General features: G+C 72.3%; 23 protein-coding genes and 2 pseudogenes. 6 read left to right on the top strand and 19 right to left on the bottom strand.

The window, feature by feature from the left end:
• Nucleotides 1-67 precede the first annotated feature (67 nt).
• Nucleotides 68-784, bottom strand: coding sequence for an MBL fold metallo-hydrolase (locus GA0070610_RS17350; RefSeq protein WP_089001006.1), 717 nt, complete (start codon nt 782-784; stop codon nt 68-70).
• 289 nt (nt 785-1,073) lie between these two features.
• Between GA0070610_RS17350 and GA0070610_RS17355 the strand changes: the two genes are divergently transcribed.
• Nucleotides 1,074-1,955 (top strand): peptidylprolyl isomerase, encoded by an 882-nt coding sequence (locus GA0070610_RS17355; RefSeq protein WP_089001007.1) that lies wholly within the window; start codon nt 1,074-1,076, stop codon nt 1,953-1,955.
• 64 nt (nt 1,956-2,019) lie between these two features.
• The gene (locus GA0070610_RS17360; protein ID WP_089001008.1) at nt 2,020-2,856 is read left to right on the top strand and encodes a peptidylprolyl isomerase; all 837 of its coding nucleotides are present in this window, start codon (nt 2,020-2,022) and stop codon (nt 2,854-2,856) included.
• Between the two features lie 87 nt (nt 2,857-2,943).
• Here GA0070610_RS17360 and GA0070610_RS17365 read toward each other — a convergent pair whose 3' ends face one another.
• Nucleotides 2,944-3,645, bottom strand: a complete 702-nt coding sequence (locus tag GA0070610_RS17365; protein WP_089001009.1) for a winged helix-turn-helix transcriptional regulator — start codon at nt 3,643-3,645, stop codon at nt 2,944-2,946.
• 104 nt (nt 3,646-3,749) lie between these two features.
• Here GA0070610_RS17365 and GA0070610_RS17370 point away from each other — a divergent pair, with 104 nt between their 5' ends.
• A complete protein-coding gene (locus GA0070610_RS17370; RefSeq protein WP_089001010.1) occupies nt 3,750-4,112 on the top strand; it encodes a DsrE family protein in 363 nt (120 codons plus the stop codon).
• Between the two features lie 67 nt (nt 4,113-4,179).
• On the opposite strand, the pseudogene GA0070610_RS17375 reads toward GA0070610_RS17370, so the two are convergent.
• The 9 genes and pseudogenes from GA0070610_RS17375 to ruvC all read right to left on the bottom strand — a co-directional run.
• Nucleotides 4,180-6,510: pseudogene (locus GA0070610_RS17375) on the bottom strand (RelA/SpoT family protein); the annotation flags it as partial.
• Nucleotides 6,511-6,863: 353 nt separating this feature from the next.
• Nucleotides 6,864-7,430: an adenine phosphoribosyltransferase gene (locus GA0070610_RS17380; protein WP_089001012.1), complete on the bottom strand. Its 567-nt coding sequence runs from the start codon at nt 7,428-7,430 to the stop codon at nt 6,864-6,866.
• Between the two features lie 101 nt (nt 7,431-7,531).
• A complete protein-coding gene (gene secF, locus GA0070610_RS17385; protein WP_089001013.1) occupies nt 7,532-8,725 on the bottom strand; it encodes a protein translocase subunit SecF in 1,194 nt (397 codons plus the stop codon).
• 1 nt (nt 8,726) lies between these two features.
• Nucleotides 8,727-10,652, bottom strand: a complete 1,926-nt coding sequence (secD, locus tag GA0070610_RS17390; protein ID WP_172896542.1) for a protein translocase subunit SecD — start codon at nt 10,650-10,652, stop codon at nt 8,727-8,729.
• Nucleotides 10,653-10,908: 256 nt separating this feature from the next.
• Nucleotides 10,909-11,253, bottom strand: a complete 345-nt coding sequence (gene yajC / locus GA0070610_RS17395) for a preprotein translocase subunit YajC (protein ID WP_172896543.1) — start codon at nt 11,251-11,253, stop codon at nt 10,909-10,911.
• A gap of 138 nt (nt 11,254-11,391) precedes the next feature.
• A complete protein-coding gene (ruvB, locus tag GA0070610_RS31980) occupies nt 11,392-13,260 on the bottom strand; it encodes a Holliday junction branch migration DNA helicase RuvB (protein ID WP_392567330.1) in 1,869 nt (622 codons plus the stop codon).
• Between the two features lie 3 nt (nt 13,261-13,263).
• Nucleotides 13,264-13,470, bottom strand: a pseudogene (locus tag GA0070610_RS30570) (Holliday junction branch migration DNA helicase RuvB); the annotation flags it as partial.
• Nucleotides 13,467-14,069, bottom strand: coding sequence for a Holliday junction branch migration protein RuvA (gene ruvA, locus GA0070610_RS17405; RefSeq protein ID WP_089001017.1), 603 nt, complete (start codon nt 14,067-14,069; stop codon nt 13,467-13,469). The gene ruvA and the pseudogene GA0070610_RS30570, both read right to left, overlap by 4 nt.
• Nucleotides 14,066-14,593, bottom strand: coding sequence for a crossover junction endodeoxyribonuclease RuvC (gene ruvC, locus GA0070610_RS17410; protein ID WP_089001018.1), 528 nt, complete (start codon nt 14,591-14,593; stop codon nt 14,066-14,068). Before ruvC ends, ruvA begins: the two co-directional genes overlap by 4 nt.
• 193 nt (nt 14,594-14,786) lie before the next feature.
• Here ruvC and GA0070610_RS17415 point away from each other — a divergent pair, with 193 nt between their 5' ends.
• A complete protein-coding gene (locus GA0070610_RS17415; RefSeq protein ID WP_089001019.1) occupies nt 14,787-15,569 on the top strand; it encodes a 3-hydroxybutyrate dehydrogenase in 783 nt (260 codons plus the stop codon).
• A 14-nt stretch (nt 15,570-15,583) separates the two neighbouring features.
• Complete coding sequence (locus GA0070610_RS17420) at nt 15,584-17,503, top strand: helix-turn-helix domain-containing protein (protein WP_089001020.1); 1,920 nt, start codon at nt 15,584-15,586, stop codon at nt 17,501-17,503.
• Between the two features lie 80 nt (nt 17,504-17,583).
• Here the strand turns inward: GA0070610_RS17420 and GA0070610_RS17425 are convergent, their stop codons facing one another.
• Together GA0070610_RS17425 and GA0070610_RS17430 are read right to left on the bottom strand one after the other, a co-directional pair.
• Complete coding sequence (locus GA0070610_RS17425; RefSeq protein WP_089001021.1) at nt 17,584-18,192, bottom strand: TetR/AcrR family transcriptional regulator; 609 nt, start codon at nt 18,190-18,192, stop codon at nt 17,584-17,586.
• A 10-nt stretch (nt 18,193-18,202) separates the two neighbouring features.
• A complete protein-coding gene (locus GA0070610_RS17430; protein WP_089001022.1) occupies nt 18,203-19,771 on the bottom strand; it encodes an MFS transporter in 1,569 nt (522 codons plus the stop codon).
• 872 nt (nt 19,772-20,643) lie between these two features.
• On the opposite strand from GA0070610_RS17430, the gene GA0070610_RS17435 reads away from it, so the two are divergent.
• The gene (locus GA0070610_RS17435; RefSeq protein WP_089001023.1) at nt 20,644-21,243 is read left to right on the top strand and encodes a hypothetical protein; all 600 of its coding nucleotides are present in this window, start codon (nt 20,644-20,646) and stop codon (nt 21,241-21,243) included.
• Between the two features lie 188 nt (nt 21,244-21,431).
• On the opposite strand, the gene GA0070610_RS17440 is transcribed toward GA0070610_RS17435, so the two are convergent.
• The 6 genes from GA0070610_RS17440 to GA0070610_RS17465 form a co-directional block, all read right to left on the bottom strand.
• Nucleotides 21,432-22,061: a transcriptional regulator gene (locus GA0070610_RS17440; protein ID WP_231925651.1), complete on the bottom strand. Its 630-nt coding sequence runs from the start codon at nt 22,059-22,061 to the stop codon at nt 21,432-21,434.
• A gap of 76 nt (nt 22,062-22,137) precedes the next feature.
• Nucleotides 22,138-23,154 carry a branched-chain amino acid ABC transporter permease gene (locus GA0070610_RS17445; protein WP_089001024.1) on the bottom strand — a complete coding sequence of 339 codons (1,017 nt, stop codon included), beginning with the start codon at nt 23,152-23,154 and terminating at the stop codon, nt 22,138-22,140.
• On the bottom strand, nt 23,151-24,032 hold the full coding sequence (locus tag GA0070610_RS17450; protein ID WP_089001025.1) for a branched-chain amino acid ABC transporter permease: 882 nt from the start codon (nt 24,030-24,032) through the stop codon (nt 23,151-23,153). Before GA0070610_RS17450 ends, GA0070610_RS17445 begins: the two co-directional genes overlap by 4 nt.
• Nucleotides 24,033-24,039: 7 nt before the next feature.
• Entirely contained in the window at nt 24,040-25,296 is a 1,257-nt protein-coding gene (locus GA0070610_RS17455) for an ABC transporter substrate-binding protein (RefSeq protein ID WP_089001026.1), read from the bottom strand.
• 40 nt (nt 25,297-25,336) lie between these two features.
• Complete coding sequence (locus GA0070610_RS17460) at nt 25,337-26,029, bottom strand: ABC transporter ATP-binding protein (protein WP_089001027.1); 693 nt, start codon at nt 26,027-26,029, stop codon at nt 25,337-25,339.
• Nucleotides 26,016-26,777 carry an ABC transporter ATP-binding protein gene (locus GA0070610_RS17465; protein WP_089001028.1) on the bottom strand — a complete coding sequence of 254 codons (762 nt, stop codon included), beginning with the start codon at nt 26,775-26,777 and terminating at the stop codon, nt 26,016-26,018. Before GA0070610_RS17465 ends, GA0070610_RS17460 begins: the two co-directional genes overlap by 14 nt.
• Nucleotides 26,778-26,822: the final 45 nt, after the last annotated feature.

Consider the following 26,822-nt stretch of genomic DNA (forward strand, 5'->3'; position numbering starts at 1 on the left):
CCCGCGCGGTCGGCGCGGGCGAAGAGTCGGCGCGGCCGGCCACGGCCGCGGGAGTCGGTGCGGCCGGTCAGAGGCCGCGGGCGGGGGCCGCCGGTCGCGCGCCGCCGCCCGCCACCTCGACGAGGTACGGGTTGGTCGCGCGCTCGCGGCCGATGGTGGTCGCGGGGCCGTGGCCGGGCAGCACGACGGTGTCGTCGGCCAGCGGGAGGATCTTGTCCCGGAGGCTGGTGACCATCCTCGTCATGCTGCCGCCCGGCAGGTCGGTGCGGCCGATGGAGCCGGCGAACAGGACGTCGCCGGAGAGGCAGAGCTGATCCGCCTCCCACGACGAGCCGGCGGCCGGCAGTCGGAAGAGCACCGACCCGCCGGTATGGCCCGGGGCGTGGTCGACGGTGATCTCCAGCCCGGCGAGGGCGAGCGTGGCGCCGTCGGTCAGCTCGGCCACGTCCTCCGGCTCGGTGTACGGCAGCCGCCCGCCGAAGAGCGCCCTGAGGTCCGCCGACAGCCCCTTGGCCGGGTCGGCGAGCATCTCCCGGTCGCCGGGGTGCACGTACGCGGTGATGCCGCGCGCGCCGCAGACCGGCGCCACCGAGAACGTGTGGTCGAGGTGGCCGTGGGTGAGCAGGACGGCGGCCGGGTGCAGCCGATGCTCGGCCAGCAGGGCGTCGAGCCGGTCGAGCACCCCGATGCCGGGGTCGACCACCACGCACTGCTCCCCCGGCGCGGCGGCCACCACGTAGCAGTTGGTGCCGAAGGCGTCCGCGGGAAAGCCGGCCACGAGCACGTCCGCTCCCCTTCCGTCGAATCCGTTGCCTGTCAGCAGCCTATCGGGCGGGGCGACCGGGTTCTGCGCGTGCGTCCGGGGCGTCCCGAGTGGCACCGGTCGCGTGCGTCCCGTGGGCCCGACCGGGCGCAGTGACGCGTTCCGATAAACCCGGCCCGGACCTCGTACACCACTTTCCCAGCCGGTAGCCGTACACTCTGGCGGGCGTGTGGCGTGGCGCACCCGCCGTCGAACGGGCGCAGGACGCCCGACCACCGGTGACGACCAGGGTAGAGGAAGGGGAGCACGGGTGGCTTCCAGCAGGGACCGGCAGCGCAAACTGGCGCGGGCCAAGCTCGACCGGCAACTCGCCCGCCGGGCCGCCGCAGTCAGACGCCGCCGGCAGATCCAGGCCGGTGTCGGCGTCGCCGTCGTACTCGTGCTCATCGTGGCCGGCTCGGCGTGGGCGCTGGGCGCCTTCGACGACGAGCCGAAGGAGAACACGGCCACCGAGGACGTCTGCCTGTGGACCCCGCAGGACGCCACCGCGAACACCAACCTCAAGGACGTCGGCACCCCGGCCACCCAGGGGCTGCCCACCGACGGCGTACGCCCGATGACCGTCACCACCAACCAGGGCGCGCCCATCACCGTCGAGCTGGACCTGGCCGGCGCCCCCTGCGCGGCGGCGAGCATCGCCCACCTGGCCAGCCGGTCGTTCTACGACAACACCAAGTGCCACGAGATCACCGCCGAGGGCGCGGTGCGCTGCGGCGACCCCAGCGGCACCGGGCTCGGCGGCCCCACCTACTCGTTCTACGACGAGAACGTCCCCACCGCGCCGTCGGCGAGCCCCGCGGCCGGCCAGCCCGCGACCTACCCGAAGGGCACGGTCGCGATGGTCGCCAACCCGCCGGGCGCCAACGGCAGCCAGTTCCTGATGTTCTTCAAGGACTTCACGACCGCCGACCCGAAGTACCCGATCATCGGCCGGGTCACCGGCGGGATCGACGTGGTGGCGAAGATCGGTGCCAAGCCGACCGTGGACAATGGGACCGGGGCCAAGGTCAAGCCCAAGGACGACGACGTGGTCGTGCAGAGCCTGACCATCGGTGAGCCCGTGGCGCAGGCGACCTCGGCGCCGACGCCGCCCGCCTCGGGCGCTCCGGCGGCCAGCCCGAGCGCCGGCTGACCCGGCCGCCCCACCAACCTCAGCGGCACCGACCGCGCCACAGACAGCCCAGGAGGATCCAGGCGTGACGTCCACCAGAGAGCGGCAGCGCGCGGCGGCGCGCGCCCGGCTCGAGAAGGAGATGGCCGAGCGCGCGGCCAGGGCCCGCAAGCGCCGGCAGACCCAGGCGATCGTGGGGGCCGCCTCGGTCCTGGTCCTCGTCGTCGCCGGCACGGTCTGGCTCGTCACCGCCCTCGGTGACGACGACAAGACCGACACCGCCGGCCCGGCGGCCGGCAACGTGCAGTGCGCCTGGACCGAGGTCCCCAAAGACCAGCGGTCCCCGCAGATCAAGGACGTCGGGCTGCCGCCCGTGCAGCAGTCGGCCACGGGCACCCAGACGATGACGATCGACACCGACCTGGGCCCGATCACCGCTACGATCGACCGGACGGCGGTGCCCTGCACCGCGGGCAGCTTCACCCACCTGGCGGAGAAGAACTTCTTCGACAACAGCAAGTGCCACCGGCTGGTGACCGAGGGCATCAAGGTGCTCCAGTGCGGTGACCCGAGCGCGACCGGCAAGGGCTGGCGCCAGACCGACGGCACCGGCGGCCCGAGCTACCGGCTCGCCGAGGAGAACCTGCCCACCGACAAGCGGCCCCCGTACCCGGAGGGCGTGATCGCGATGGCCAACTCCGGCCAGCCGGGCAGCACGGGCAGCCAGTTCTTCATCGTCTACGGCGACTCGCCGCTGGAGCCGAAGTACACCGTCCTGGGCACCATCACGGGCGGCATGGACCTCGTCAAGCAGATCGCGGCGGCGGGCGACGACAAGGCGTTCGCGAAGCAGGCCGGTGGCGGCCACCCGAAGAAGGAAGTCACCATCAAGAAGCTCACCATGAGCGCCCCCCAGGGCTGAGCCACAATCCTGACGTACGACGAGCGCCCGCCGGCAGTGCCGGCGGGCGCTTTCATCCGTCCTGGCCGGGCCGGCCGACGACCCCAGTCAGTGGGGCCGGTGGAGGCCGACCTCCGCCCGCTCCACGGCGGCGAAGGGGCTGACGTCGAGCCACTGCGGCAACGCGCGGCAGGCTGCGGTGTCGCCGGCGACGGTCAGAAGGCCGTCCCGCAGGGCTGCGGCCCAACTCATGTCCCCCATCCAGACCCGGGTGAGGGTGGGCACGTCGGTCTCCACCCACACGCTGACCGCAAAACCGGGGTCGGTGTCGCAGGCGTCAAGGCCACCGGAGCGGGACAACACCAGCCACCACCGCTGCTGACCGCTCCGCGCGTCCCGGAAGTAGAGCTGAACGGCGGTCGCCGTCTCCGGTAGGCGGCTGGACCGGGCCTCCCGTTTCATGTCGATCAGCAACATCGCCGGATCGAAGTCGTCCGACCGCAGGTCGTGGATCCAGCGCACGCCCCACGCGCCCATCTGCTCCAGCACCGGCCGCAACTCCAGCCCCGCCTGCGTGAGCCGGTAGCGGGGCTCGTCGTCATCCATGTCACGCCGGAGAAGGCCCGCCCGTTGCAGCTCGCGCAACCGGGTCGCGAGCAGCGACGGCGACATCCGGGGCACCCCGCGGGCGATGCCGTTGAACCGCTCCTCGCCCCAGAGCAACTCACGAAGGACGAGCAGCGTCCACCGTTCGGCGAGGATCTCCGCGGCCCGGGCCACCGGGCAGTACTGGTCGTAGTGCTTCGCCAACTCGCACCTCCGCCGGACCGAGCGCTACAGAAAACGTAGCGGGCGCACGGTCTGCGGTCACTCATCCTGGCGGACGACTAGCAATTTCGACGAGGAGGAGCGAGATGTCCGGACGAGCGGTTGTCAGCCTTACCACCGGCCTGGAGGACCCCGAGAAAGTCACCGTGGCGTTCCTGGTGGCCGTCGGCGCGGCCGAGCAGGGCCGGCCCACGCTGATGTTCCTGACCAAGGAGGCGGTCCGGCTCGCGACCGGCAGCGTCGCCACCGGGGTCGCCTGCTTCGGCTGCCCACCCCTGCCCGATCTGGTCCGGCGGTACCAGGACGCGGGCGGGACGTTCCTGGTCTGCTCGGTGTGCTTCACCGCCAAGGGCCTGGACGAGTCCCAGCTGATCAGCGCCGCCGAGATCGGCGGCACCGTCCAGTTGTGGCAGTGGATCGGCGACGGGGCGACAACGTTCAGCTACTGACGTCCGACCGGCGGCTCCCGGGTCGTCGACGCCGCCGGTACGGGCGGGCCGACGACCCGGAGTTGCCTCAGGCGCCGGAGGTGACGCGGTAGGCGTCGAAGACGCCGTCGACCTTGCGGACCGCGGCCAGCAGGTGGCCCAGGTGCTTCGGGTCGGCCATCTCGAAGCTGAACCGGCTCACCGCCACCCGGTCGCGCGTGGTGGTGACCGTGGCGGAGAGGATGTTCACCCGCTCCTCGGAGAGCACCCGGGTCACGTCGGCCAGCAGCTTGTGCCGGTCCAGCGCCTCGACCTGGATGGCGACCAGGAAGGTCGACGCCGAGGTGAGCTTCCAGCTGACCTCGACCACCCGCTCGGCCTGCGCCCGCAGGTCCTCGGCGTTGGCGCAGTCGTCGCGGTGCACGCTGACCCCGCCGGAGCGGGTGACGAAGCCGAAGACCGAGTCCGGCGGCACCGGCGTGCAGCAGCGCGCCAGCTTGATCCAGACGTCGCTGACCCCGCGCACCACCACGCCCGGATCGGCGCTGCTCTGCCGGCTGCGCGGCGGCCGGGTGGCGACGGCGGTCTCGGCGATGTCCTCCGCCGCGCCCTCCTCACCGCCGTACGCGGCCATCAGCTTCTGCACCACCGACTGGGCGGAGACCTGGCTGTCGCCGACGGCGGCGTAGAGCGAGGCGACGTCGGCGAGGTGCAGGTCGCGGGCGATCGCCATCAGCGCGTCGGAGGTGAGCATCCGCTGCAACGGCATGCCCTGCTTGCGCATCGCCTTGACGATCGCGTCCTTGCCGGCCTCGATCGCCTCCTCGCGCCGTTCCTTGTTGAAGTACTGCCGGATCTTCGTACGGGCGCGCGGGCTCTTGACGAAGCCCAGCCAGTCCTGCGTCGGGCCGGCCGTGTCGGACTTCGAGGTGAAGATCTCGATCACGTCGCCGTTGGACAGCGTCGACTCCAGCGGCACCAACTTGCCGTTGACCCGCGCCCCGATGCACTTGTGCCCGACCTCGGTGTGCACCGCGTACGCGAAGTCCACCGGCGTCGAACCCGTCGGCAGCGGGATGACGTCGCCCTTCGGGGTGAAGACGTACACCTCCTGGCTGGACAGGTCGAAGCGCAGCGCGTCGAGGAACTCGCTCGGGTCGGCCGCCTCCCGCTGCCAGTCCAGCAGCTGGCGCAGCCACGTCATCTCGTCGATGTGCGCCGGCGGGCCGACGATCTGGGTGCCCTTGTGCTCCTTGTACTTCCAGTGCGCGGCGATGCCGAACTCGGCGGTGCGGTGCATCGCGTACGTGCGGATCTGCATCTCGACCGGCTTGCCGGTGGGCCCGATGACCGTCGTGTGCAACGACTGGTACATGTTGAACTTGGGCATCGCGATGTAGTCCTTGAACCGGCCCGGCACCGGCTGCCAGTTGGCGTGGATCACGCCCAGCGCCGCGTAGCAGTCGCGCACCGTGTCGACCAGGATCCGCACCCCGACCAGGTCGTAGATGTCGTTGAAGTCGCGACCCCGCACGATCATCTTCTGGTAGATCGAGTAGAGGTGCTTCGGCCGCCCGGTCGTCTCCGCCTTGATCTTGGCGGCCTTCAGGTCCGTCTGCACCTTCTGGGTGACCTGGCGCAGCAGCGCCTCGCGCTGCGGCTGGTGCTCCCCGATGAGGCGGTTGATCTCCTCGTAGCGCTTCGGGAAGAGCGTGCCGAACGCGAGATCCTCCAGCTCCCACTTGATCGTGTTCATGCCCAGCCGGTGGGCCAGCGGAGCCAGGATCTCCAGCGTCTCCTTCGCCTTCTGCTCCTGCTTCGGGCGGGGCAGGAAGGTGAGGGTACGCATGTTGTGCAGCCGGTCGGCCAGCTTGATCACCAGCACCCGCGGGTCCTTGGCCATCGCGACGACCATCTTGCGGATGGTCTCGGCCTTGGCCGCGTCGCCCAGCTTGACCTTGTCGAGCTTGGTCACCCCGTCGACCAGCAGCGCCACCTCGCCGCCGAAGTCGGCGCGCATCTGGTCGAGGGTGTATTCCGTGTCCTCGATCGTGTCGTGCAGCAGCGCGGCGACCAGGGTGGTGGTGTCCATGCCCAGGTTGGCCAGGATCGTGGCGACCGCGAGCGGGTGGGTGATGTAGGGGTCGCCGGACTTGCGGTACTGCCCGGAGTGCCAGCGGGCCGCCGTGTCGAAGGCGCGCTGGAGCAGCCGCGCGTCCGCCTTGGGGTGGGCATCGCGGTGGGTCGAGATCAGCGGCTCCAGCACCTCGCTGACCTGCGAGGACTGCCAGGGCGCGTTGAACCGCGCCAGCCGCGCCCGGACCCGGCGGCCGGTGGGCGCGGTGGAGAGCGCGAAGCCGGCGCTCGGGATGTGGTCGCCGATGACGTCGGCGGGGAACGGGAGCACGACCCCCTCGGTCGCCGCGCCCGCGTCGCCGCCCGCCGCGAGCGGCGTGTCCGGGCGTACGGGATCGACCGCGCCGGTCGCACCGGACGTCTTCTCCGGGGCCTGCGCGTCACCGTTCCGTGCGGTCACCGAGCCGTCCGCGTCGCCTGTCGGGTGCACCGTGCCCTCCACCGGAGGGGCGACATCGTGGGACACCGGCCTCCTCACCGCTCGCCGGGAAGTCACCGACCGTGAGCCGGCCGGCCTGGTCTCGCGCCGCCCGGACGGGTCCCGCCCGGTCAGCAAAGGGCAATGCTACCCGCACGCACGGTGCCCCGCCGCTCCGCCGGACGGTCCGCGCCGGGTCGGCCCGACGGTCGGCCGCGTCAAACGGTCAGCAGGGCATGCACCGGACGCGGCGCCAGCCGCTCCCGGCCGCCGAGGAAGGCGAGTTCCAGCAGTACGGTGAAGCCGGACACGGTCCCGCCGGCCCGCTCCACCAGATCCAGCGTCGCCTCGGCCGTACCGCCCGTGGCCAGCACGTCGTCGACCACCAGCACCCGGTGCCCGGCCGTGAAGGCGTCCTCGTGCACCTCCAGCGTGGCCTCGCCGTACTCCAGGGCGTAGGAGGCCGAGTAGGCCGGACGGGGGAGCTTGCCGGCCTTGCGCACGGGCACGACGCCGACCCCGGTCGCGTACGCGATGGCCGCCGCGACCACGAACCCGCGCGCCTCGATGCCGACGACGACGTCGAACGAGTCCCGCCCGTGGTACGCCACGATCCCGTCGATCACCTCGCGGAACACGTCGCCGTCGGCGAACAGCGGCATCAGGTCCTTGAACATGACGCCGGGCTTCGGGAAGTCGGGCACGTCGAGCACCCGGCTGGCGACCAGCGCGGCAGTGCCCGGGCCGCTGTCTCCGCGTACCCCGGTGCTGTGGGTCTCCGTCACGGCAGTTCCGCTTCCCTTCACGACGACGGCGTCCTTCATGCTGTGCGCACAGCATGAAGGACGCCGTCGGATCGGTTCCTACCGGGTCTGCCCGGCCCGGCTCAGCGCCGCTTGCCGCCACCAGGGCGGTTGCCACCGCCGCCGGCCGGCCGGCCGCCCCGGGCGCCGGTCGGGCGCTTCCCGGCGGGTCGGGCGCCCACTCGCGGCGCGGCGCCGGCCAGCGCGGCCGACTCCGGGTCGACCGACTCGTCGTCGGAATCGTCGGTACGGGGAGCGGCACCCTTCGGGGTGACCTCGCCACGGGCGACGGCGCCCCGGCGGGCCAGCACCCGCTTGTTGTGCGCCTGGATGCGCGGCTCGTAGTTCTTGAGCAGCACCAGCAGCGGCGTGGCCAGCAGGATCGAGGTCAGGAACGCCACCGCCATACCGACGAAGAGCACCAGGCCGAGGTCCTTCAGGGTGCCCGCGCCGAGCAGGCCGGCACCGATGAAGAGCAGACCGCCCACCGGCAGCAGCGCGACCACCGAGGTGTTCAGCGACCGCATGAGGCTCTGGTTGATGGCCAGGTTGGCCGCCTCGCCGTACGTCTGGTTGTTGTTGGCGGTGATGCCGCGCGTGTTCTCCTGCACCTTGTCGAAGACCACCACCACGTCGTAGAGCGCGAAGCCCAGGATCGTGAGGAAGCCGATGACCGTCGACGGGGTGACCTCGAAGCCGACCAGCGAGTAGATGCCGGCGGTGAGGATCAGGTTCATGATCAGCGAGGTGACGGCGGCGACCGCCATCCGCCACTCGAAGCGCAGGATCAGATAGATCATCACCACCGCGATGAAGATGACCAGACCGAGCAGCGCCCGGGAGGTGACCTGGCTGCCCCACGCCTCGCTGACCTGGTTGCCGCTGATGGTGGTGGCGTCGATGCCGAACTCGTCGGCGATCTCGGTCTTGACGGCGTTGGCCTGCTCGGTGTCGAGCTGGGTGGTCCGCACCTCGTAGAACTCGCCGCCGGTGCCGCCGACCTTCTGCGTGGTGACGACCTTGGCGTCGTCGCCGGCCGCGGCCAGGGCCTCCTGGACCTTCACCTCGGTCTGCTCCAGCGTGCCAACGCTGGCCGGGATCTGGAACGAGTTGCCGCCGGCGAACTCGATGCCGAGGCTGAAACCGCGCAGCCCGAAGCTGAGTAGCGCCAGCAGGACCAGGGCGAGCGCCGCGCCGAACCAGACCTTGCGCCGGCCGATGATGTCGAGGCCGGCCTCGCCGCGGTAGAGGCGGCTCGCGAGACCATTCTTTGCCATCTCAGGCCTCCTTCACACGCTGGTTGCGCGGCTTGGCCGGCTCGGCCGTCCGCGGCGGGAGCGCCCGACCGAGGCCGCTGACCCGTGGGGACAGGAACGCGGAGGTGCGGGCGAACATCGTCATGATCGGGTGCCGGAAGAGGAAGACCACGACCAGGTCCAGCACCGTGGCCAGGCCGAGGGCGAAGGCGAAGCCCTTCACCGCGCCGACCGAGACCACGTAGAGCACCACCGCCGACATCAGCGTGATCGCGTTGGCCGAGATGATCGTGCGGCGGGCCCGGATCCAGGCGCGCGGCACCGCGCTGCGCGGGCTGCGGCCCTCCCGGATCTCGTCCTTGAGCCGCTCGAAGTAGATGACGAACGAGTCCGCCGCCACACCTAGCGAGACGATCATGCCGGCGATGCCGGCGAGGGTGAGGGTGAAGCCGATCTGCCGGCCGAGCACCACCAGCGCGCCGAAGACCAGCAGCGCCGAGAGGATCAGGCTCAGGAAGATGACCGAGCCGAGCAGGCGGTAGTAGAAGAACGAGTAGATGATGACCAGCGCCATGCCGATGCCCGCCGCGAGCAGGCCGGCCCGCAGGTGGCTGGCGCCCAGGGTGGCGGTGACGTTCTGCTGCTCCTGCGGCTCGAAGGTCACCGGCAGCGCGCCGTAGCGCAGCTGGCCGGCCAGGGCGCTGGCGTCCTTCTGGGTGAAGTTGCCGGTGATCTGCGAGTTGCCCGTCAGCACGCCCTGGATCTCGGGCGAGGAGACGATCTCGTTGTCGAGCACGACGGCGACGCGGCACTTGCCGTCCTGGCCGAGGGCGGTGGCGTCGCAGGCCTGGCCCGTGTTGTTGAACGCCTCGCGGGTCAGGTTGGTCCACTTGTCCTGGCCGGGACCGGAGAAGTCGAGGCTGACGACCCACTGGCTGGTCTGGTCCAGCACCGCGCTGGCGTCCTCGACGTCGGTGCCGAGCACCTTCGCCTGGTCGAGCAGGTACTTCGCGGCGCCGTCCTCGCAGGCCACCACCTGCTGGTCGGGGGCGGAGATGGAGGCCGGCGGGCGCTTGTCGAGCTGGGCGCAGCCGATCTGCGGCACGTTGAACTGCATCGCCGCCGGCAGCACCGCGACCTCACGCGCGTCGAGGCCCGCGAACGGCTTGAGCTTCTCCGCCAGCGACGGGTCGGCGGACAGGTCGGCCGGGGCCTGGAGACCGCTCGCGGCGGCCCAGGCGGCGGCGCCGACCTTCTGCTCGACGGCCTTGCGCTGCTCCTCGACGCTCTGCGGCACCGGCTCGGCGCTGGCGCTCGGCGTCGGGGTGGCGGCCGACGGGGTGGCGCTCGGCGCGGCCGACGCGCTGGCGCTCGGGGCCGGGGCCATGCCGCCCTGGCCGCCGCTCGGCGACGCGGTCGCCTTCGGCGCGGCGCTGCCCGACGGGGCGGCGCTGCCGGAGGGCTTCGCGCTGCCCGACGGGGCCGGGGTCGCGCTGCCGGAGGGGGCCGGGGTGGCGGCGGGCGGCGGGGCGGTGGCCGCGCCGCTGCCGTCGGCGGCCTTGAGGACCTTGCGGAAGCGCAGCTCGGCGGCGCTGCCCACCTCGGTCAAGTCGCGGTTCTCACCGGGCAGGGAGATCACGATGTTGCGGTTGCCCTCGGTGACCACCTCGGCCTCGGCGACGCCGAAGGCGTTGACGCGGCTCTCGATGATCTGGCGGGCCTCTTCGAGGTTCTCCGCCGTGGGGGGCCGGCCGTCGACGCTGTTGGTCGCCTCCAGCGTCAGCCGGGTGCCGCCGACGAGGTCCAGGCCGAGCTTGGGCTCGAGCCGGTCCTTCAAGCCGCCGCTGGCGCCGCCCGCGAAGAACACCAAAAGATAGAGGACGACGAAGATGAGCCCGAGCACGGCCAGTTGCCGTCCGGGGCGCATCTGTCCCTGAGGTGGTGCCACGGCTGTCCTGTCTCCCTGTACGGTCGCGCCGCTGGTGCGGCGGGTGTCGGCCGGTCCGGCCGGCGGGTCCGACGGGCCGGCGTCGGAGGCCGGCATCCGGCTCCGGGGCTCGGCGCGGGGGCGCCGGGCGGAACGGGACGAGCCGGCTTCCGGCGTCGGGCCCACTATCCAGTTTTCTCGTCGCCTCCGCTGCCCCGTCGGGGGAAGTCGTCACCGGAGTGCGGCGACCACCACCCCGTGCGGGCGGGAGCGACCGTCACTCCTTGACGACGTCCGCGTCCTCGGTGACCGGCTCGTCAGCCGGGCGCTCCGCCTGGCTGACCACCCGGGCGATGGCCGGACGGGCGTAGCGGGTCTGCACACCGGGCGCGACCTCGAGCAGGACGGTGTCGTCGTCCACGCCGGTGACCGTGCCGTAGAGCCCACCGATCGTGACCACCTCGTCGCCGGGGGCGAGGGCGGACTGCATGGACTCCGCCTCACGGCGGCGCTTCTGCTGGGGGCGGATCATCATGAAGTACATGACGCCGAAGAGCAGAGCGATCATGAGGATCGGCGTCAGGCTGCCGGCACCCCCGCCGCCCTCTGCTGCGTAAAGCACGGTGAAAGACCTTCCCATTGGCCGCCGTCCCGGCGCGGGCGCGCCGGAGCGGAGGCGGATTCTCACGTCCTGTACAGACCGGCGCGAGTCTAATCCCTGCACCTGGGAACGCCGAATGCGGCACAGATCACGTTCACATCACGGCTGATCGGCGTCCACCGAGAACAGATCGGGCACGGGAGGGGCATCCGTGCCGAATGTACCATTCGGGGGCGTACGGCCCAGGTGCCGCCAGGCGGCCTCGGTGGCGACCCGGCCCCGGGGCGTACGGGCCAGCAGGCCGGCCCGGACCAGGAACGGCTCGCAGACCTCCTCCACCGTGTCGGGCTGCTCGCCCACCGCCACCGCCAGGGTGGACAGGCCGACCGGCCCGCCCCGGAACGAGTCGACCAGCGCGGTCAGCACCGCCCGGTCCAGCCGGTCCAGCCCCAGCGCGTCGACGTCGTACACCGTGAGGGCGGCCCGGGCGGTCTCCAGGGTGACCACGCCGTCGGCCCGGACCTCGGCGAAGTCGCGGACCCGCCGCAGCAGCCGGTTGGCGATGCGGGGCGTGCCCCGGGAGCGGCCGGCCACCTCGGCGGCGCCGTCGTCGGTGATCGGCACGCCGAGGATCCGGGCCGAGCGGCGCAGCAGCACCTCCAGGTCGGCCGGCGAATAGAAGTCGAGGTGCGCGACGAAGCCGAACCGGTCGCGCATCGGGCCGGTGAGCAGGCCGGAGCGGGTGGTCGCGCCGACCAGCGTGAACGGCTCGACGTCCAGCGGGATCGCCGTCGCGCCCGGACCCTTGCCGACGATCACGTCGACCCGGAAGTCCTCCATCGCGCTGTAGAGCAGTTCCTCGGCCGGCTTGGCGATGCGGTGGATCTCGTCGATGAAGAGGACGTCGCCCTCCGCGAGACTGGTCAGGATCGCCGCCAGGTCGCCCGAGCGCTCGATCGCCGGGCCGCTGGTCACCCGGATGCCCGAGCCCAGCTCGGCGGCGACGATGTTGGCCAGGGTCGTGTTGTGGACGACGAGGTCGTTCACGGTGAAGGTGTGGTCGCCGTCGACCGTGAGGCATCGGCATTCGTGCAGGCCCGCGGGCTCTACGGAAGCGACGCGATCGGCGGCGAGCCGCTCCTCGAAGCGATCGCGTCGAGGGGCCCACTCCGCAAGCCTCAGGCCTCGCTCGCCGATCACCGTGACGCGCTGCACGAACCTGGCGACGTCGTCCTGGCTCGTGATGCTCAGCCGCCACGACTCGTGCGGTCTGCCCTGGTAGCGGCCCCGCTTGAGTTTCAGACGTGACTGGACGCCGATGCGCAGCAGGAGGTGCTGGACATCCGCGAGCAGGTCCCGCGAGACGCTGTAATATTCGACGACCAGGTCGTAGCGGTCGCGGCCGCGTCGGCTGACCGTTCCGTCGCAGGCGAAGTAGGCACCGAGAAACGCCGCCACCTGCCACGTGTCACCGCGGTAGACGAACTCGGGCACGCGCTTCTGCCAGGCGTTCTTGTCCAGCAGACCGTGCTCGGCCAACCAGGGCCGCAGGCCCGAGACGCGGACGAGCGAGCTCCGGGCGCTGTTGGGCCTGGTGTGGTGGACCAGGCCCAACCGATCACAGGTCGAGCGGAAGTCGGCGAGGACGTCCTCGTCGCCGCCGGTGAAGGTGACCTGGTTGGTCGTGCAGCCGTCCCCGACGAGGTAGCCCGCGAGCTTGTGCTCGCTGGTGTCCTCGGTACCGTCGGCGACCAGGTCGGGACGGAGCACGTTGGCGAGGAAGTCGTTCCCGGTGAGGTCCCCGGCCTTCGTCCACCCTTCGGTGGTCCAGAAGGGGTGGTCCGGAGCGGCGACGACCTCCCGGCCGCTGGTCGTCCGGATCCGGACCGAGTCCAACTCGCCCTGCTCGTGGACGGCGGTCACCGTCGCCCCCTCGCCGGTGCGGGTGATGACCCGGTCACCGACGACGATGTCGCCCAGGCGGCGTCGAGAGCCATCCTCCAGCAGCACCAGGGCGTCGACGGACACCGGCTTACCCAAGCCGGGCGGCCCCGACAGGAGGATGTGGTCGGGCGGGGAGCCGCGCCGCATCGCGCCCTGGAGCAGCAGGTCGAGCTGGTCGCGCACGCGGTGCTGGGCGATGAACTCCTCCAGCCGCTTCGGCCGTACGGTGGCCTCCGCGTCCAGGTCGGCGTCGTGCACGTAGGCGGAGACCAGCCCGCCGTCGGGGCCCGTCACCGGGTGCGACCCAGCAGCCGGATGGCCTGCTTGAGCAGGACCGGCACCGGCGGGACGTCACCGTCGACGGTCTCCGCCACCGCGGCCACCGCCTGGTCGGCCTGCCCGGCCGTCCAGCCGAGCCCGACCAGCGCCTGCCGGACCTGCTCGGGCCAGGCCCCACCGGTGACCCCGGCCGCGCCGTCGGCGCCGACCGGCACCGGGCCGACACGGTCACGCAGCTCCAGCACCAGGCGCTCCGCGCCCTTCTTGCCGATGCCGGGCACCCGGGTCAGCGCGGCGGTGTCGGCGTTGGCGATCGCCTTGCGCACCGCGTCCGGGGTGTGCACGGCGAGCACCGCCTGGGCCAGCCGGGGGCCGACGCCGCTGGCGGTCTGGAGCAGCTCGAACAGCTGCTTGGCGTCGTCGTCGGCGAAGCCGTAGAGGGTCAGCGAGTCCTCCCGCACGACCAGGCTGGTGGCCAGCCGGGCGGGCTGGCCGATCCGCAGGTCGGCGAGGGTGCCGGGGGCGCACTGCACCGCCAGGCCCACCCCGCCGACCTCCACCACGGCGTGGTCCGGACCGGTCGCGGTCACCACCCCGCGCACGCTGGCGATCATCTGGCTCCTCCTCGTCGTACCCGGTCGGCCGCGGCGGCCAGCTTGGAGCGCGTCCCGCCGCGCCACACGTGACAGATGGCCAGGGCGAGGGCGTCGGCGGCGTCGGCCGGCTTCGGCGGCTCGGCCAGCCGCAGCAGCCGGGTCACCATGGCGGTCATCTGCGCCTTGTCGGCCTGACCGGAACCGGTCACGGCCGCCTTCACCTCGCTGGGCGTGTAGGTCTGCACGGGCAGCCCGGCGCGGGCGCCGGCGAGCACGGCGATCCCGCTGGCCTGGGCGGTGCCCATCACCGTACGGACGTTGTGCTGGCTGAAGACCCGCTCCACCGCGACGCTGTCGGGCCGGTGCTCGGCGACCAGGTCGGTGAGCGAGCGGTCCAGGTGCAGCAGGCGCAGCGGCAGCTCGTCGGCCGGGTCGGTGTAGACGACGTAGTAGGCGACCAGCGTGCAGGGCCGCCCCGGCACTCCCTCGACCACGCCGACCCCGCACCGGGTCAGCCCCGGGTCGACGCCCAGCACCCGCACGCCGCCTCCTCCCCCAGCCGTCAGCAGTACGTGTGTTCGACACCCTACCGAGCCGGGCGACACCCCGCCGCCGGGGACACGCCGGGCGTGCCGACACGCCGCCCGGGGAGCGCGGCAGCCACACACTCCGGCCGCCGAGTATGTGTCGTCGGCCCATGTGCGCCCGCATACACAGCTCGTAACTTCATGCGCCATGACGGCAGAACCCGTGGCGGTCCCCCACGTCGTACACGTCGACCTCGCTGGTCGTACCGCCCTGGTGACCGGGGGCGGCAGCGGCATCGGCCGGGCGTGCGCCCTGCGGCTGGCCGCCGCCGGCGCCGACGTCCTGGTGGTGGACCGCAACATCGAGGCGGCCAAGGCGGTGGCGGCGGAGGCCGGCGGGCGGGCCGAGGGCGTGGACCTGGCCGACCCGGACGCGGTGGACCGGCTCGACGCCGACGTGGACATCGTGGTGAACAACGCGGGCCTGCAACACGTGGCGCCGGTGCAGGAGTTCCCGGCGGAGCGCTTCGCCCACCTGCACCGGGTGATGGTGGAGGCGCCGTTCCTGATCATCCGCCGGGCCCTGCCGCACATGTACGCCCAGGGCTGGGGCCGGATCGTGAACATCTCCTCTGTGCACGGGCTGCGCGCCTCGCCGTACAAGTCGGCGTACGTCTCCGCCAAGCACGCGCTGGAAGGGCTGTCGAAGGTGGTCGCGCTGGAGGGCGCCCCGCACGGTGTCACCGCCAACTGCGTCAATCCGGCGTACGTGCGCACGGCGCTGGTGGAGAGCCAGATCGCCGACCAGGCCGCCAGCCACGGCATCCCCGAGGCCGAGGTGGTCGAGAAGATCATGCTGGCGCGGGCGGCGATCAAGCGGCTGATCGAGCCGGAGGAGGTGTCCGAGCTGGTGGCGTACCTCTGCTCCCCGCCGGCGGCGTTCATCACGGGCGCGTCCATCGCGCTCGACGGGGGCTGGACGGCCAACTAGTGGCAAGCCGCACAATGTCGGTCATGTCGTCACCGGTGGAATTCCTGGAGCTGCTCGCCCGCGAGGCCGCCGCGGTGGAGTTCGAGGGGCCGCTCATCGCCGCGCGCGCCGCCGGCGTGCCGCCGGAGCGGCTCGCCGAGCTGGAGCAGGCCAAGACGGTGGCGCTGCGGGTCCGCGCGCTGCTGGAGCGTCGCCGCCGCCGGGAGGTCGAGCTCTCCGGGCTGTACGACACGGTCAGCGACCTGGCCGGGCTGCGCGACCTGGACGACGTGCTGCGCGCGATCGTGCACCGGGCGCGCAACCTGCTCGGCGCGGACGTGGCCTACATGACCCTCGACGACGACGAACGCGGCGACACCTACATGCGGGTCACCGACGGCTCGGTCTCCGCCCGCTTCCAGCAGCTGCGGCTGCCGATGGGCGCCGGCCTCGGCGGCCTGGTGGCCCAGTCCGGCGCCCCGTACGTCACCGCGAACTACCCGGAGGACGACCGCTTCCACCACACCGGCGAGATCGACGCCGGGGTGGGCGAGGAGGGCCTGGTGGCCATCCTCGGGGTGCCGCTGCGGCTCGGCTCGACCTCGATCGGGGTGCTCTACGCGGCCAACCGCTCCGCCCGGCCGTTCGTCCGGGAGGAGGTGGCGCTGCTGGTGTCCCTCGCCGCGCACGCGGCGGTGGCGATCGACACCGCGCGGCTGCTCGCGGAGACGCGGGCGGCGCTGGAGGAGCTGTCGGCGGCGAACACCACGATCCGCGCGCACAGCAGCTCGGTGGAGCGGGCCGCGGCGGCGCACGACCGGATGACCGCGCTGGTGCTGCGCGGCGGCGGCGTGGAGGACGTCGCCTCAGCGGTCACCGACGTGCTCGGCGGGGCGCTGCTGGCGCTCGACGCGGAGGGCCGGCTGCTGGCCCGGGTCGGCGAGATCGAGGAGCCGGACCGGGCGGACATGGTGGAGGCGGTGGCCGCGTCGCGTACGGAGGGCCGCAGCGTGCGCCGGGGCCGGCTCTGGTACGCGGCCGTGGTGGCCGGTGCGGAGAACCTGGGCGCGCTGGTGCTGCGCCCCGACGACGAGCTGGTCGACGCCGACCAGCGGATCCTGGAGCGGGCGTCGCTGGTGACGGCGCTGCTGCTGCTGTTCCGGCGTACCGTCGCCGAGGCGGAGGGGCGGGTCCGGGGCGAGCTGCTCGACGACCTGATCGCCCGGCCGCTGCGGGACACGGACGCGCTGCGCAGCCGGGCCCGCCGCCTCGGGGTGGACCTGGACGCCCCGCACGTGCTGGTGGCGGTCGGCGACGACGCGATCGCCGCGACCGGCTCGGCCCGGCAGCGGGTGCTCTCCTGGGCCACCACGTACGCCTCGACGCGCGGCGGGCTGGCGGCGGCCCGCGACGGGCGGGTGGTGCTGATGCTGCCCGGGCGGGACGCGGGCGGCAGCGCGCGGGCGGTGGCCCGGGACCTGTCGCGGGTGACCGGGCGGCCGGTGACCGCCGGGGCGAGCGGCCCGTCGACGGGTCCGGCGTCGCTGGCCGCGACGTTCGCCGAGGCGGAGCGGTGCCTGACCGCCCTCGGTGCGCTGGGCCGCTCGGGGCAGGGGGCGAGCACGGCCGAGCTGGGCTTCGTCGGGCTGCTGCTGGGCGCGGTCGGTGACGGGGGCGACAAGGACGTGAACCGGTTCCTGACCGCCACCGTCGGGCCGGTCGTCGACTACGACGCCCGGCGGGGCACCGCGTTGGTGAAGACGCTGGAGGCGTACTTCGGGGTGGGCGGCAGCCTGGCGCGCGCCGCCGAGCTGCTGCACGTGCACGTCAACACCGTCACCCAGCGGCTGGAGCGGGTCGGGCAGCTGCTCGGCGCGGACTGGCAGAAGCCGGAGCGGGCGCTGGAGGTGCAGCTGGCCCTGCGCCTGCACCGCCTGCGTACGCCCGCCGCCTGAACACCCGCCGACGGCACCTGGCCGCCGGCCGGGCCGTGTCCCCGGGCGACCGCCGGGCCGCCGCGCCGCGCGGCGGCCCGTCAGTGGGCGCGGATGCCGTCCAGTACGCCGTCGACGATGCGCTGCGGCAGGGTCGGCTCGTCGAGGTCGGGGTGCCACCGCATGACGCGCTGCACCAGCATCGGGCCGGTCAGCATCGCCATGACCACCTCGACGTCGAGATCGGCGCGCAGCTCGCCGCGGCGCACGCCGCGCCGCAGCACCTCGCGCATCATCTCGCGCCGGGGCTCGATGATGTTCTGGTAGAGCTGGTACTGCTCGGGGCTGCGGTTGACCTCCGGCACCAGGCAGGGCATGATCCGCGCCGCCCGTGGGTCGATGTGGTGCCCGACCGCCCCGACCAGCAGGATCAGGTCGTCGCGCACCGAGTGGCCGGCAGGCTCCGGCGGGGTGCCCTTGAGCCTCCGCAGGGCGTCGCGCAGCAGCGCTTCCTTGCCGGGCCAGCGGCGGTAGATGGTGGCCTTGCCGACCCCGGCGCGGGCGGCGATCGCCTCGATCGAGATCGCCTCGATCGTGCTGCCGTCGGCGAGCAGGTCGAGGGTGGCCTCGACGATCGCCTCGTCCGCGCGGACGCTCCTCGGCCGCCCGGGGGGCCGGGGAGCGTCGGCGGGGGAAGTCATGTCGGACATTGTGGCGAGGCTAGGCGGTGCCGGCCAACTCGGCCTCCCCCACCGGCGCCGGCTCCCCCGGTCGCGCGGCGGGACGGCCGGGCATCCAGCGCAGCACCACCACGATGCCGAGGGCGGCGGTCGCGGCGGCGAGGCCCGCCGCCCAGTGCATCGCGGCCAGGAAGGCGTCGTCGGCGACCGCGATCAGCTGCGGGCCCGCCGGCCCGAGCTGACCCGCGGCGGCGTACGCGCCGGAGATGGACTCGCCGGCCGCCTCGCCCGCACCGGCGGGCAGGTCCCGCAGGGCGGAGTCGACGTCGGCCCGGTAGACCGCGGAGAGCACCGACCCGAGCACCGCCACGCCGAGCGCGCCGGCCACCTGCCGGATCGTGTTGCTGACCGCCGAACCGACGCCGGCCTTCTCCCGGGGCAGCGCGGACATGATCGATTCCGTGGCCGGGGGCATGATGTTGGCCATCCCGGTGCCCTGGAGGAAGAAGACGACCAGCACCACCCAGATCGGAGTGGTCGCGTCGACGAAGGCGAACACGCCGAGCGCGGTCACGGTCAGCGCCAGCCCCACCGTCGCGACCGCCCGGCCGCCGTAGCGGCGGACCATCGCCGCGCTGCTCGGGGCGAAGATGAGCTGGGCCGCGGCGAAGGGCAGGTAGAGCAGGCCGGTCTCCAGAGGGCTGAACCCGCGCACCAGTTGCAGGTAGAACGAGCTGAAGAACATGACGCCCGTCGCGGCGAAGAAGATCAGCCCGACGATGGCCACCGGAGCGGCGAAGCGGGGCACCCGGAACAGCCGTACGTCCAACGACGGGTGGTCGCTGCGCCGCTCGTACGCCACGAACCAGGCCAGCACCGCCAGCCCGCCGACGATCGCGGCCCAGACCACCGGGCGGCCGAAGCCGTGCTCGCCGCCGTCGATGATGCCGTACGTCAACGCCACGAGCCCGACCACCGACAGCAGTACGCCGACGACGTCGACGCGGCCCGGATCCGGGTCCCGCGACTCCGGCACGAGCAGCGCCACCAGCACCACGCCGAGCACCACCACCGGCGCGTTGATCAGGAACACCGAGCCCCACCAGTAGTGCTCCAGCAGGGCGCCGCCGAGGATCGGGCCGATGGCCACGGCCAGGCCGACCGCGCCGGCCCAGACGCCGATCGCCCGGCCCCGCTCGCGGGGGTCGAACACGTTGGAGATGATCGAGAGCGTGACCGGCATGATGGCCGCACCGCCGACACCCATCAGCGCGCGGGCCGCGATCAGTTGCGCGGGGCTCTGCGCGTACGCCGACAGCACCGACGCCAGCCCGAAGAGCACCAGGCCGATCAGCAGGAAGCGCTTGCGCCCGGCGCGGTCGCCGAGGACGCCGAAGGTGAACAGCAGGCCGGCGAAGACCAGCGTGTAGGAGTTGATCGACCACTCCAACTCGCCCTGGCTCGCGCCGAGGCCGTGCACCGGGTCGGCGAGCGTACGCAGCGCGACGTTGAGGATCGTGTTGTCCAGGACGACCACGAGCAGGCTGATCACCAGCACCCCGAGGATCGCCCACCTCCTCGGGTGTCCCGTGTGCTCGTGCGGCGGCATCAGCGTTCTCCCCCCGGCCCCGTTTCGATACGGGCCAGACTCGTAATCCGGGTGTGAGCGTAGGCGGGCGATTATCGATACGGAACCGGTTCGTATCTTATGTGACCGCGGTCACCCCTGTCCTCTTCACGGTTGCGCTACGCCGCTCGGCTGGGTTGCGCGGGCGCGCGTCGAGAGGTGCGCCTACGCCCGTGTCGGCGAGTGTGGCGTCGGACCGCTGCGCCGGGTCCGGGTCGGGGTCGGGGCCGGGGTCGGGGTCGGGGTCGGGGTCGGGGAGATCTTGGTAAGAACGTGCCCCTCCAGGGGCCGGTATCTACCAAGATCTGCTGCCGAGGCGTCGCCGCATCCGACTGCGTGGGGTGTCCGGTGTCGTGGCGGGTGTCCGGATGGCTTGGTCGGGTCTGCGGCGGCAGGTTTCGGATCGTGGGCGGTGTCCGGTTTGGGGGTGTGGTCGGGGGCACCGCCCGCCCCGACGGGGTGGCGAGCCGGCCCCGACGGGCAAGCGCCAAGGCGATGCCGCCCCGCCGGGATGGCGGGACCGCCCCGACGGGGTGGCGGGACCGGGGTCCCGGAATGTTGGCGGGCCGGTGGTCGTTACACATGGTCCGGCCGACGTGAGGGCAACCCCCGCCCCCGCGAAACAGTCCGGGTCCTTCCGACCCGCACAGGTCGGACATCCGGCCGACACGGCCGATCTGATCTTTCCTCCAGCGCGACGCGGGAGACCTTTCCTCCGGTACGACGCCGGAGAAATCTCCCCCGGTTCGACTGGAGATCCCCTGAGTTCCTTGGGCGCCGGACGGTGCTTGCACCCGCGTGAAGCCGATCCCCCTCGGCATTGTGGGTGCCGACCCCCGAATGGAGCATCTGCGATGAACACGATCATTCGTAACAGCGTTCTCGGTATCGCCGGTCTCGCGTTCGCCGGTGGTGTGGCCGCCGGTCCGATGACCGACACCGCCCACACCAGCGCCCCGAGCGTGGACACGACGGCTGTCGCCGTCGCCGCGGTGCAGGCCGACAAGCCCGACATGGGCAAGCTGGTGCCGCATGGTTTGCAGGGCGCCCAGTCGCGTATCGACCTGTCCGATGAGCAGGTCGGCAACGTGAAGGCGATCATCGCGGCGACGAAGAAGGCCGGCATGGACGAGCGGGCCGCGGTGGTGTCGATCGCGACGGCGTTGCAGGAGTCGAAGTTGGAGAACCTGGGTCACCTGGGTGACCGCAACGACCATGATTCGCAGGGCCTGTTCCAGCAGCGTCCGTCCAGTGGTTGGGGCACGGTGGAGCAGATCACCGACCCGGAGTACTCGACGACGGCGTTCCTGAAGGGTCTGAAGCAGGTCGACGGGTGGCAGGACATGCCCCTGACGAAGGCCGCGCAGACGGTGCAGGTGTCGGCGTACCCGGACCACTACGCCCAGTGGGAGCAGCAGGCCGCCGACCTGGTCGCCGAGCACTGGAACAGCTGACACACACGCACACAGACTTTCCACCACAAGGGGGATCGCTGGCCGGCACCCGAACCCGGGGTGCCGGCCAGCGGCACATCCATCCCCCGATCTCCGGAGTCCAGGCTGCCGATCGACTCCGCCGCCTGTTCAGCGGCCGTCCGGCCGTACCCGTGGAATAGGACCGGGGCAGCGACGGCGCGCAGCGGTCAGGGCAGAAGCGGCGCGGAGCAGGCGGCGACGGCGGCGGGCAGCGCCGACAGTCGGGTCGCCGGGTCGCCGAGCGGCTCGATCCAGCCCGGGCCGGCGCCGTACACCTGGATCGCCGGGAAGTCGCGGGCGAAGCGCACCAGGCGGTACGCGCGCCCGGTGACCGGCGTCTGCGCCCAGAGCACGACGATGCGCGGCCGGACGCGGCGGGCGGCGCTGGCGAGCGCCGTCCACGGCAGGGCCGGTCCGAGCAGCAGGCTGCCCCGCGTGCGCTCGCGCAGCGCGGCGGCGAGGGCGTGCAGGCCGAGGCAGTGCGTCTCCTGCTCGGCTCCGGCCAGCAGCACGCCGCCGGTGGGCAGGGGGCGGCCCGGTACGCGCCGGAACACGTCCAGGCCGACGCGCACGCCCTCGGCAAGGGCGTGCTCGACGGCGACCTCGATGGCGGTGTGCCCGGGCAACGCGGCCAGCATCGGCACGCAGACCTGCTCCCACAGCGCCGCCGCGCCCCACTCGTCGGCCGCCTCGACGACGAGCGCGGCGATCCGGTTGGCGTCGAGGTCCTCGGCGGCCAGGGAGAGATGCTTGCGCGCGGTCTCGACGGCTTCGACCGGCATGGGATCTGTCAGCACCAGACGTACCCCCGGGTAGACCTTCACTACCAGGGGGTTCGTCGGGAGGGTCGCGAATGGATGCGCCCGGGTGCGACTAACGGCGGCGGGACGCCGACCAGCGCGTCGCGAGGGCCGCGGCGCTGCCCCAGATGCCGCGCCGGAACACGAGTACGACGAGGACGAAGATGCCGCCGGTGACCAGGCCGATCGCCTCGAACCCGGAGAACGACAGCCAGTCCTCCAGGCGGACCAGGATGCCCGCGCCGAGCACCCCGCCCCAGAGGGTGCCGATGCCACCGAGCACCACCACGATGACCGCCTTGCCCGAGGTGGTCCAGTGCAGCACGTCGAGGGAGACGAAGCGGTGGCCGACGGCGAACAGCCCGCCGCCGAGCCCGGCGATGAAGCCCGACAGCACGAACGCGGTCAGCTTGTAGCGGTGCACCGGGTAGCCGAGCGCGCGGGCGCGGGCCGGGTTGTCGCGGATGCCGACCAGCACCCGGCCGAACGGCGAGTGCACGATCCGCCAGGCGGCGGCCAGTCCGAGCAGCACGATCGGCAGGATCGCGTAGTAGAAGTAGTAGTCGTCGGTCAGGTCCAGCCCGAACAGCTCGCGCGGCACGCCCTGGAGGCCGTTCTCGCCGCGGGTGACGGAGCGCCACTCGTTGGCCACGTAGTAGACCAGCTGCGCGAACGCCAGGGTGACCATGGCGAAGTAGATGCCCGTCCGCTTCACCGCCAGGTAGCCGATCGGCACCGCGAGCAGGGCGGCGGCGAGCGCCCCGGCCAGCACGGCCGCCGGGAACGGCAGGCCGAGGTGGATGGCCGTCAGCCCGGTGACGTACGCGGAGGCGCCCCAGAACGCCGCGTGCCCGAAGGACATCAGCCCGGTGAAGCCGAGCAGCAGGTCCACGGCGACGGCGAACAGCGCCCAGCAGAGGATGTCCACCGCCACCGCCGGGTAGAGCCCGTTGGGCAGCCAGAACGCCACCAGCAGCCCGACGGCGAGCAGCGCGTACCGGAGCCAGGCGGGGGCCCGGGTCACGGCGACCAGCCCGGACCTCGGCGCCGGTCGGCCGGCGTCGGTCGCGGTGTCGACGGTGCTCGTCATGCCGGTGCCTCCTCACGGCCGAACAGCCCGGCCGGGCGCCAGAGCAGCACGACGGCCATCACGATGAAGACGATCGTCTGCGACACGATCGGGACGTCGGACAGGTACGCCTCGCCCCACGCCTGTACGAGGCCGATGCCGAAGCCGGCGGCGACGGACCCGAAGATCGAGCCCAGCCCGCCGATCACCACCACCGCGAAGACCACGATGATCAGGTCGGCGCCCATCAGCGGGTTCACGGCCCGCATCGGCGCGGCCAGCACCCCGGCGAGACCGGCGAGGCCGATGCCGAAGCCGAAGACCGGGGTGACCCAGCGCCCGACGTCGATGCCGAAGGCCCGGGTCAGTTCGGGCCGCTCGGTCGACGCCCGGACCACCATGCCGATCCGGGTGCGGGTGAGCACCCACCAGACGCCGACGCAGACGGCGACCGCGAAGCCGAGGATGAAGACCCGGTAGGTGGGGAAGTCGAAGAGCCCGAAGTCGACCGACCCGGCGAGCGCGGACGGGGTCTCGTACGGGCTGGACTGCACACCGTAGCGGAGCTTAACCAGGTCCTGGAGGATGAGCGTCAGGCCGAAGGTGAGCAGGAAGTTGTAGAGCGGGTCGAGCCGGGTGAGCCGGTGGATGAGGGCCCGCTCCAGGGCCATGCCGACCAGGGCCAGCCCCACCGGCATGATCACCAACGCCGCCCAGAACGGCACGCCCGCCTCGGTGAGCAGCACGTACGCGCCGAAGGCACCCAGCATGTAGAACGCCCCGTGGGCGAAGTTGACGACTCTCAGCATGCCGAAGATGACGGCGAGCCCGAGGGCGAGCAGGGCGTAGAACGCCCCGCTCACCAGCCCGTTGAACGTGTTCTGCAGGAAGCCGGTCATGCCCTGGTCACATCTTGCAGTCCGCCGACGGGGCGCGGAACGCCTCGGCGGCGGGGATGGTCTTGAGGACCTTGACGTAGTCCCACGGCTCACTCACCTCGGACTGCGGCTTCACCTGGGCGAGGTAGGCGTCGTGGACGACCCGGTGGTCCTCGGCGCGGAACTTGCCGTTGCGCAGGAAGACGTCGTCGACCTCCTTGCCCTCCAGCTCCTTGACGATCGCGTCGGCGTCGTCGGTGCCGGCGGTCTGCGCGGCCTCCAGGTACTGCGTCGCGGCGGAGTAGTTGGCCGCGTGCGCGAAGGACGGCCGGGTACCGGTCTCGGACTGGAACCGGTCGGCGAACTCGCGGTTCTTCGCGTCGAAGTTCCAGTACCAGGCGTCGGTGTAGGTGGTACCGGCGAGCGCGGCCGGGGTGAGCGAGTGGATGTCGGTGATGAACATCAGGCCGACGGCCAGCCCGACGCCCTTGTCCCGCAGCTTGAACTCGTTGTACTGCTTGACCACGTTGACCAGCTCGGCGCCCGCCTGCATGGTGCCGAGCACCTGCGGCTTCGGATTGAGCGTCGGCGCCTTGAGCAGGAAGGTGGAGAAGTCGCCGCTGGTGTTCGGGAACGGCGCCCCGTCCTTGCCGACGACCTGCCCGCCGGCGGCGGTGATGGCGGTGGAGAAGCTCTTCTCCATGTCCTGGCCGAAGGCGTAGTTCGGGTAGAGGATGTACCAGTTCCTGCCGACCTGCTCGGTGGTGACCTTGCCCGTTCCGTTGGCCAGCATGTAGGTGTCGTACGCGTAGTGGAACGTGTACCTGTTGCAGCTCTTGCCGGTCAGGTCGGTGGTCGCGGCGCCGATGTTGAAGTAGAGCTTCTTCTTCTCCTTCGCCACGTCGGCCACCCGCAGCGCCGCCGACGAGGTGGGCACGTCGAGGATCAGGTCGACGCCCTGGCGGTCGTACATCTCCTGGGCCTTGCTGTTGGCGATGTCGGGCTTGTTCTGGTGGTCGGCGGTCTCCACGGTGATGTCGCCGGTCACCGCCTTGTCGCCGTGCCTGGCCTTGAAGTCGGCGATGGCCATCTGCACGGCCTTGACCGAGTTCTTGCCGGACAGCTCGGAGTACGCGCCGGACTGGTCGTTGAGCACGCCCAGCACGATCCTGCCGCCGGTCAGCTTCTGGTCGCCGCCCGACCGGGGACCACCGCCGCCGCAGCCCGCGACCAGCACCACCGCCGCCGAAGCGGCGGCCACACCCACCGTCCTACGCATGCCCATCCCTCCACCCCGCGCGCCGCGCGGGTCGTCGAATCGGAATTCAGATGCCGAGGTACGACAGCAGCTCCCGCTCCCGGGAGCGCACCTCGGAGTTGTCCATCGCCTCCACGACGCGTCCCTCGGCCAGCAGGTAGTGCCGGTCGGCGACGCCGGTCGCGAAGTGCAGGTTCTGCTCGACCAGCAGCACGGTCACCCCGTGCCGCTTGGCCTCGCGCAGCAGGTCACCGACCTGCCGCACGAGCAGCGGGGAGAGCCCTTCGGTCGGTTCGTCGCAGAGCAGCAGCCGGGCGCCCATCCGCAGGACCCGGGCCAGCGCGAGCATCTGCTGCTCGCCGCCGGAGAGCATGGTGGCCGCCGAGTCGCGCCGCTGGTGCAGGGCGGGGAACGCCTCGTACACGCGCTCCAGCGACCACGGGTCGGGGCCGACCCTCGGCGGCAGGGTGAGGTTCTCCGTCACGCTCAGCGTGGCGTAGCTGCCCCGGTCGTCGGGGACCCAGCCGAGCCCCAGCCGCGCCCGCCGGTACGCGGGCAGCCTCCCGACGTCGCGCCCGTCCAGCTCCACCGTGCCGCGCTGGCCGGCGTGCAGGCCCATCACGCAACGCAGCAGGGTGGACTTGCCGGCGCCGTTGCGCCCGACGAGGGTGACCACCTCGCCTGCGGCGACGTCGAGGCTGACCTCCCGCAGCACCTGCGCCTCGCCGTACCAGGCGGACAGGTTCTCAATGCGCAGCATCGGCGGCTCCCAGGTAGGCGGTGATGACGCGCTCGTCGGCGCGCACCTGCTCGTACGGGCCCTCGACGAGGACCTTGCCGGCCTGTAGGACGGTGACGGTGTCGGCGAGCCGCCCGACGACGCTCATGTTGTGCTCGACCAGCACCACCGTCCGGCCCCGCCGCACCCGCGCGACCAGCTCGACGGTGCGGTCGACGTCCTCCAGGCCCATCCCGGCGGTCGGCTCGTCGAGCAGCAGCACCTTCGGGTCCAGGGCGAGGGCGATGGCCAGCTCCAGCGCCCGCTTGCGCCCGTACGCCAACGCCTCGGCGGGGGCCTCGGACAGCTCGGCCAGGCCGACCATGTCGAGCAGCTCGCCGGCCCGGTCCGTGTAGCGGCGCATGAGCTTCGCCGAGCGCCAGAACCGCCAGCCCAGCCCGCTGCGGCTCTGCAACGCCAGCTCGACGTGCTCCCGGGCGCAGAGCTGCGGGAAGAGGCTGGTGATCTGGAACGACCGGGCCACGCCCAGCCGGGCGACCCGCTCCGGGGGCAGCCCGGTGATGTCGCGGCCGTCCAGCTCGATCCGTCCGCCGCTGGGCCGCAGGAAGCCGGTGAGCAGATTGAAGAGGGTGGTCTTCCCGGCGCCGTTCGGGCCGACGAGCGCGTGGACGCTCTCCGCCGCGATGTCGAGGTCGACCCCGTCCACCGCCCGGAAGCCCCGGAAGTCACGGGTCAGCCCGCGGGCCGACAGGAGCGCTCGCCCGGCCATCGCCTACTCCTTCGTAGGTCCGGCGACGACCGGAACGGTGACCGC

The organism is Micromonospora echinofusca (assembly GCF_900091445.1).
GTDB classification, from domain to species: Bacteria; Actinomycetota; Actinomycetes; order Mycobacteriales; family Micromonosporaceae; genus Micromonospora; species Micromonospora echinofusca.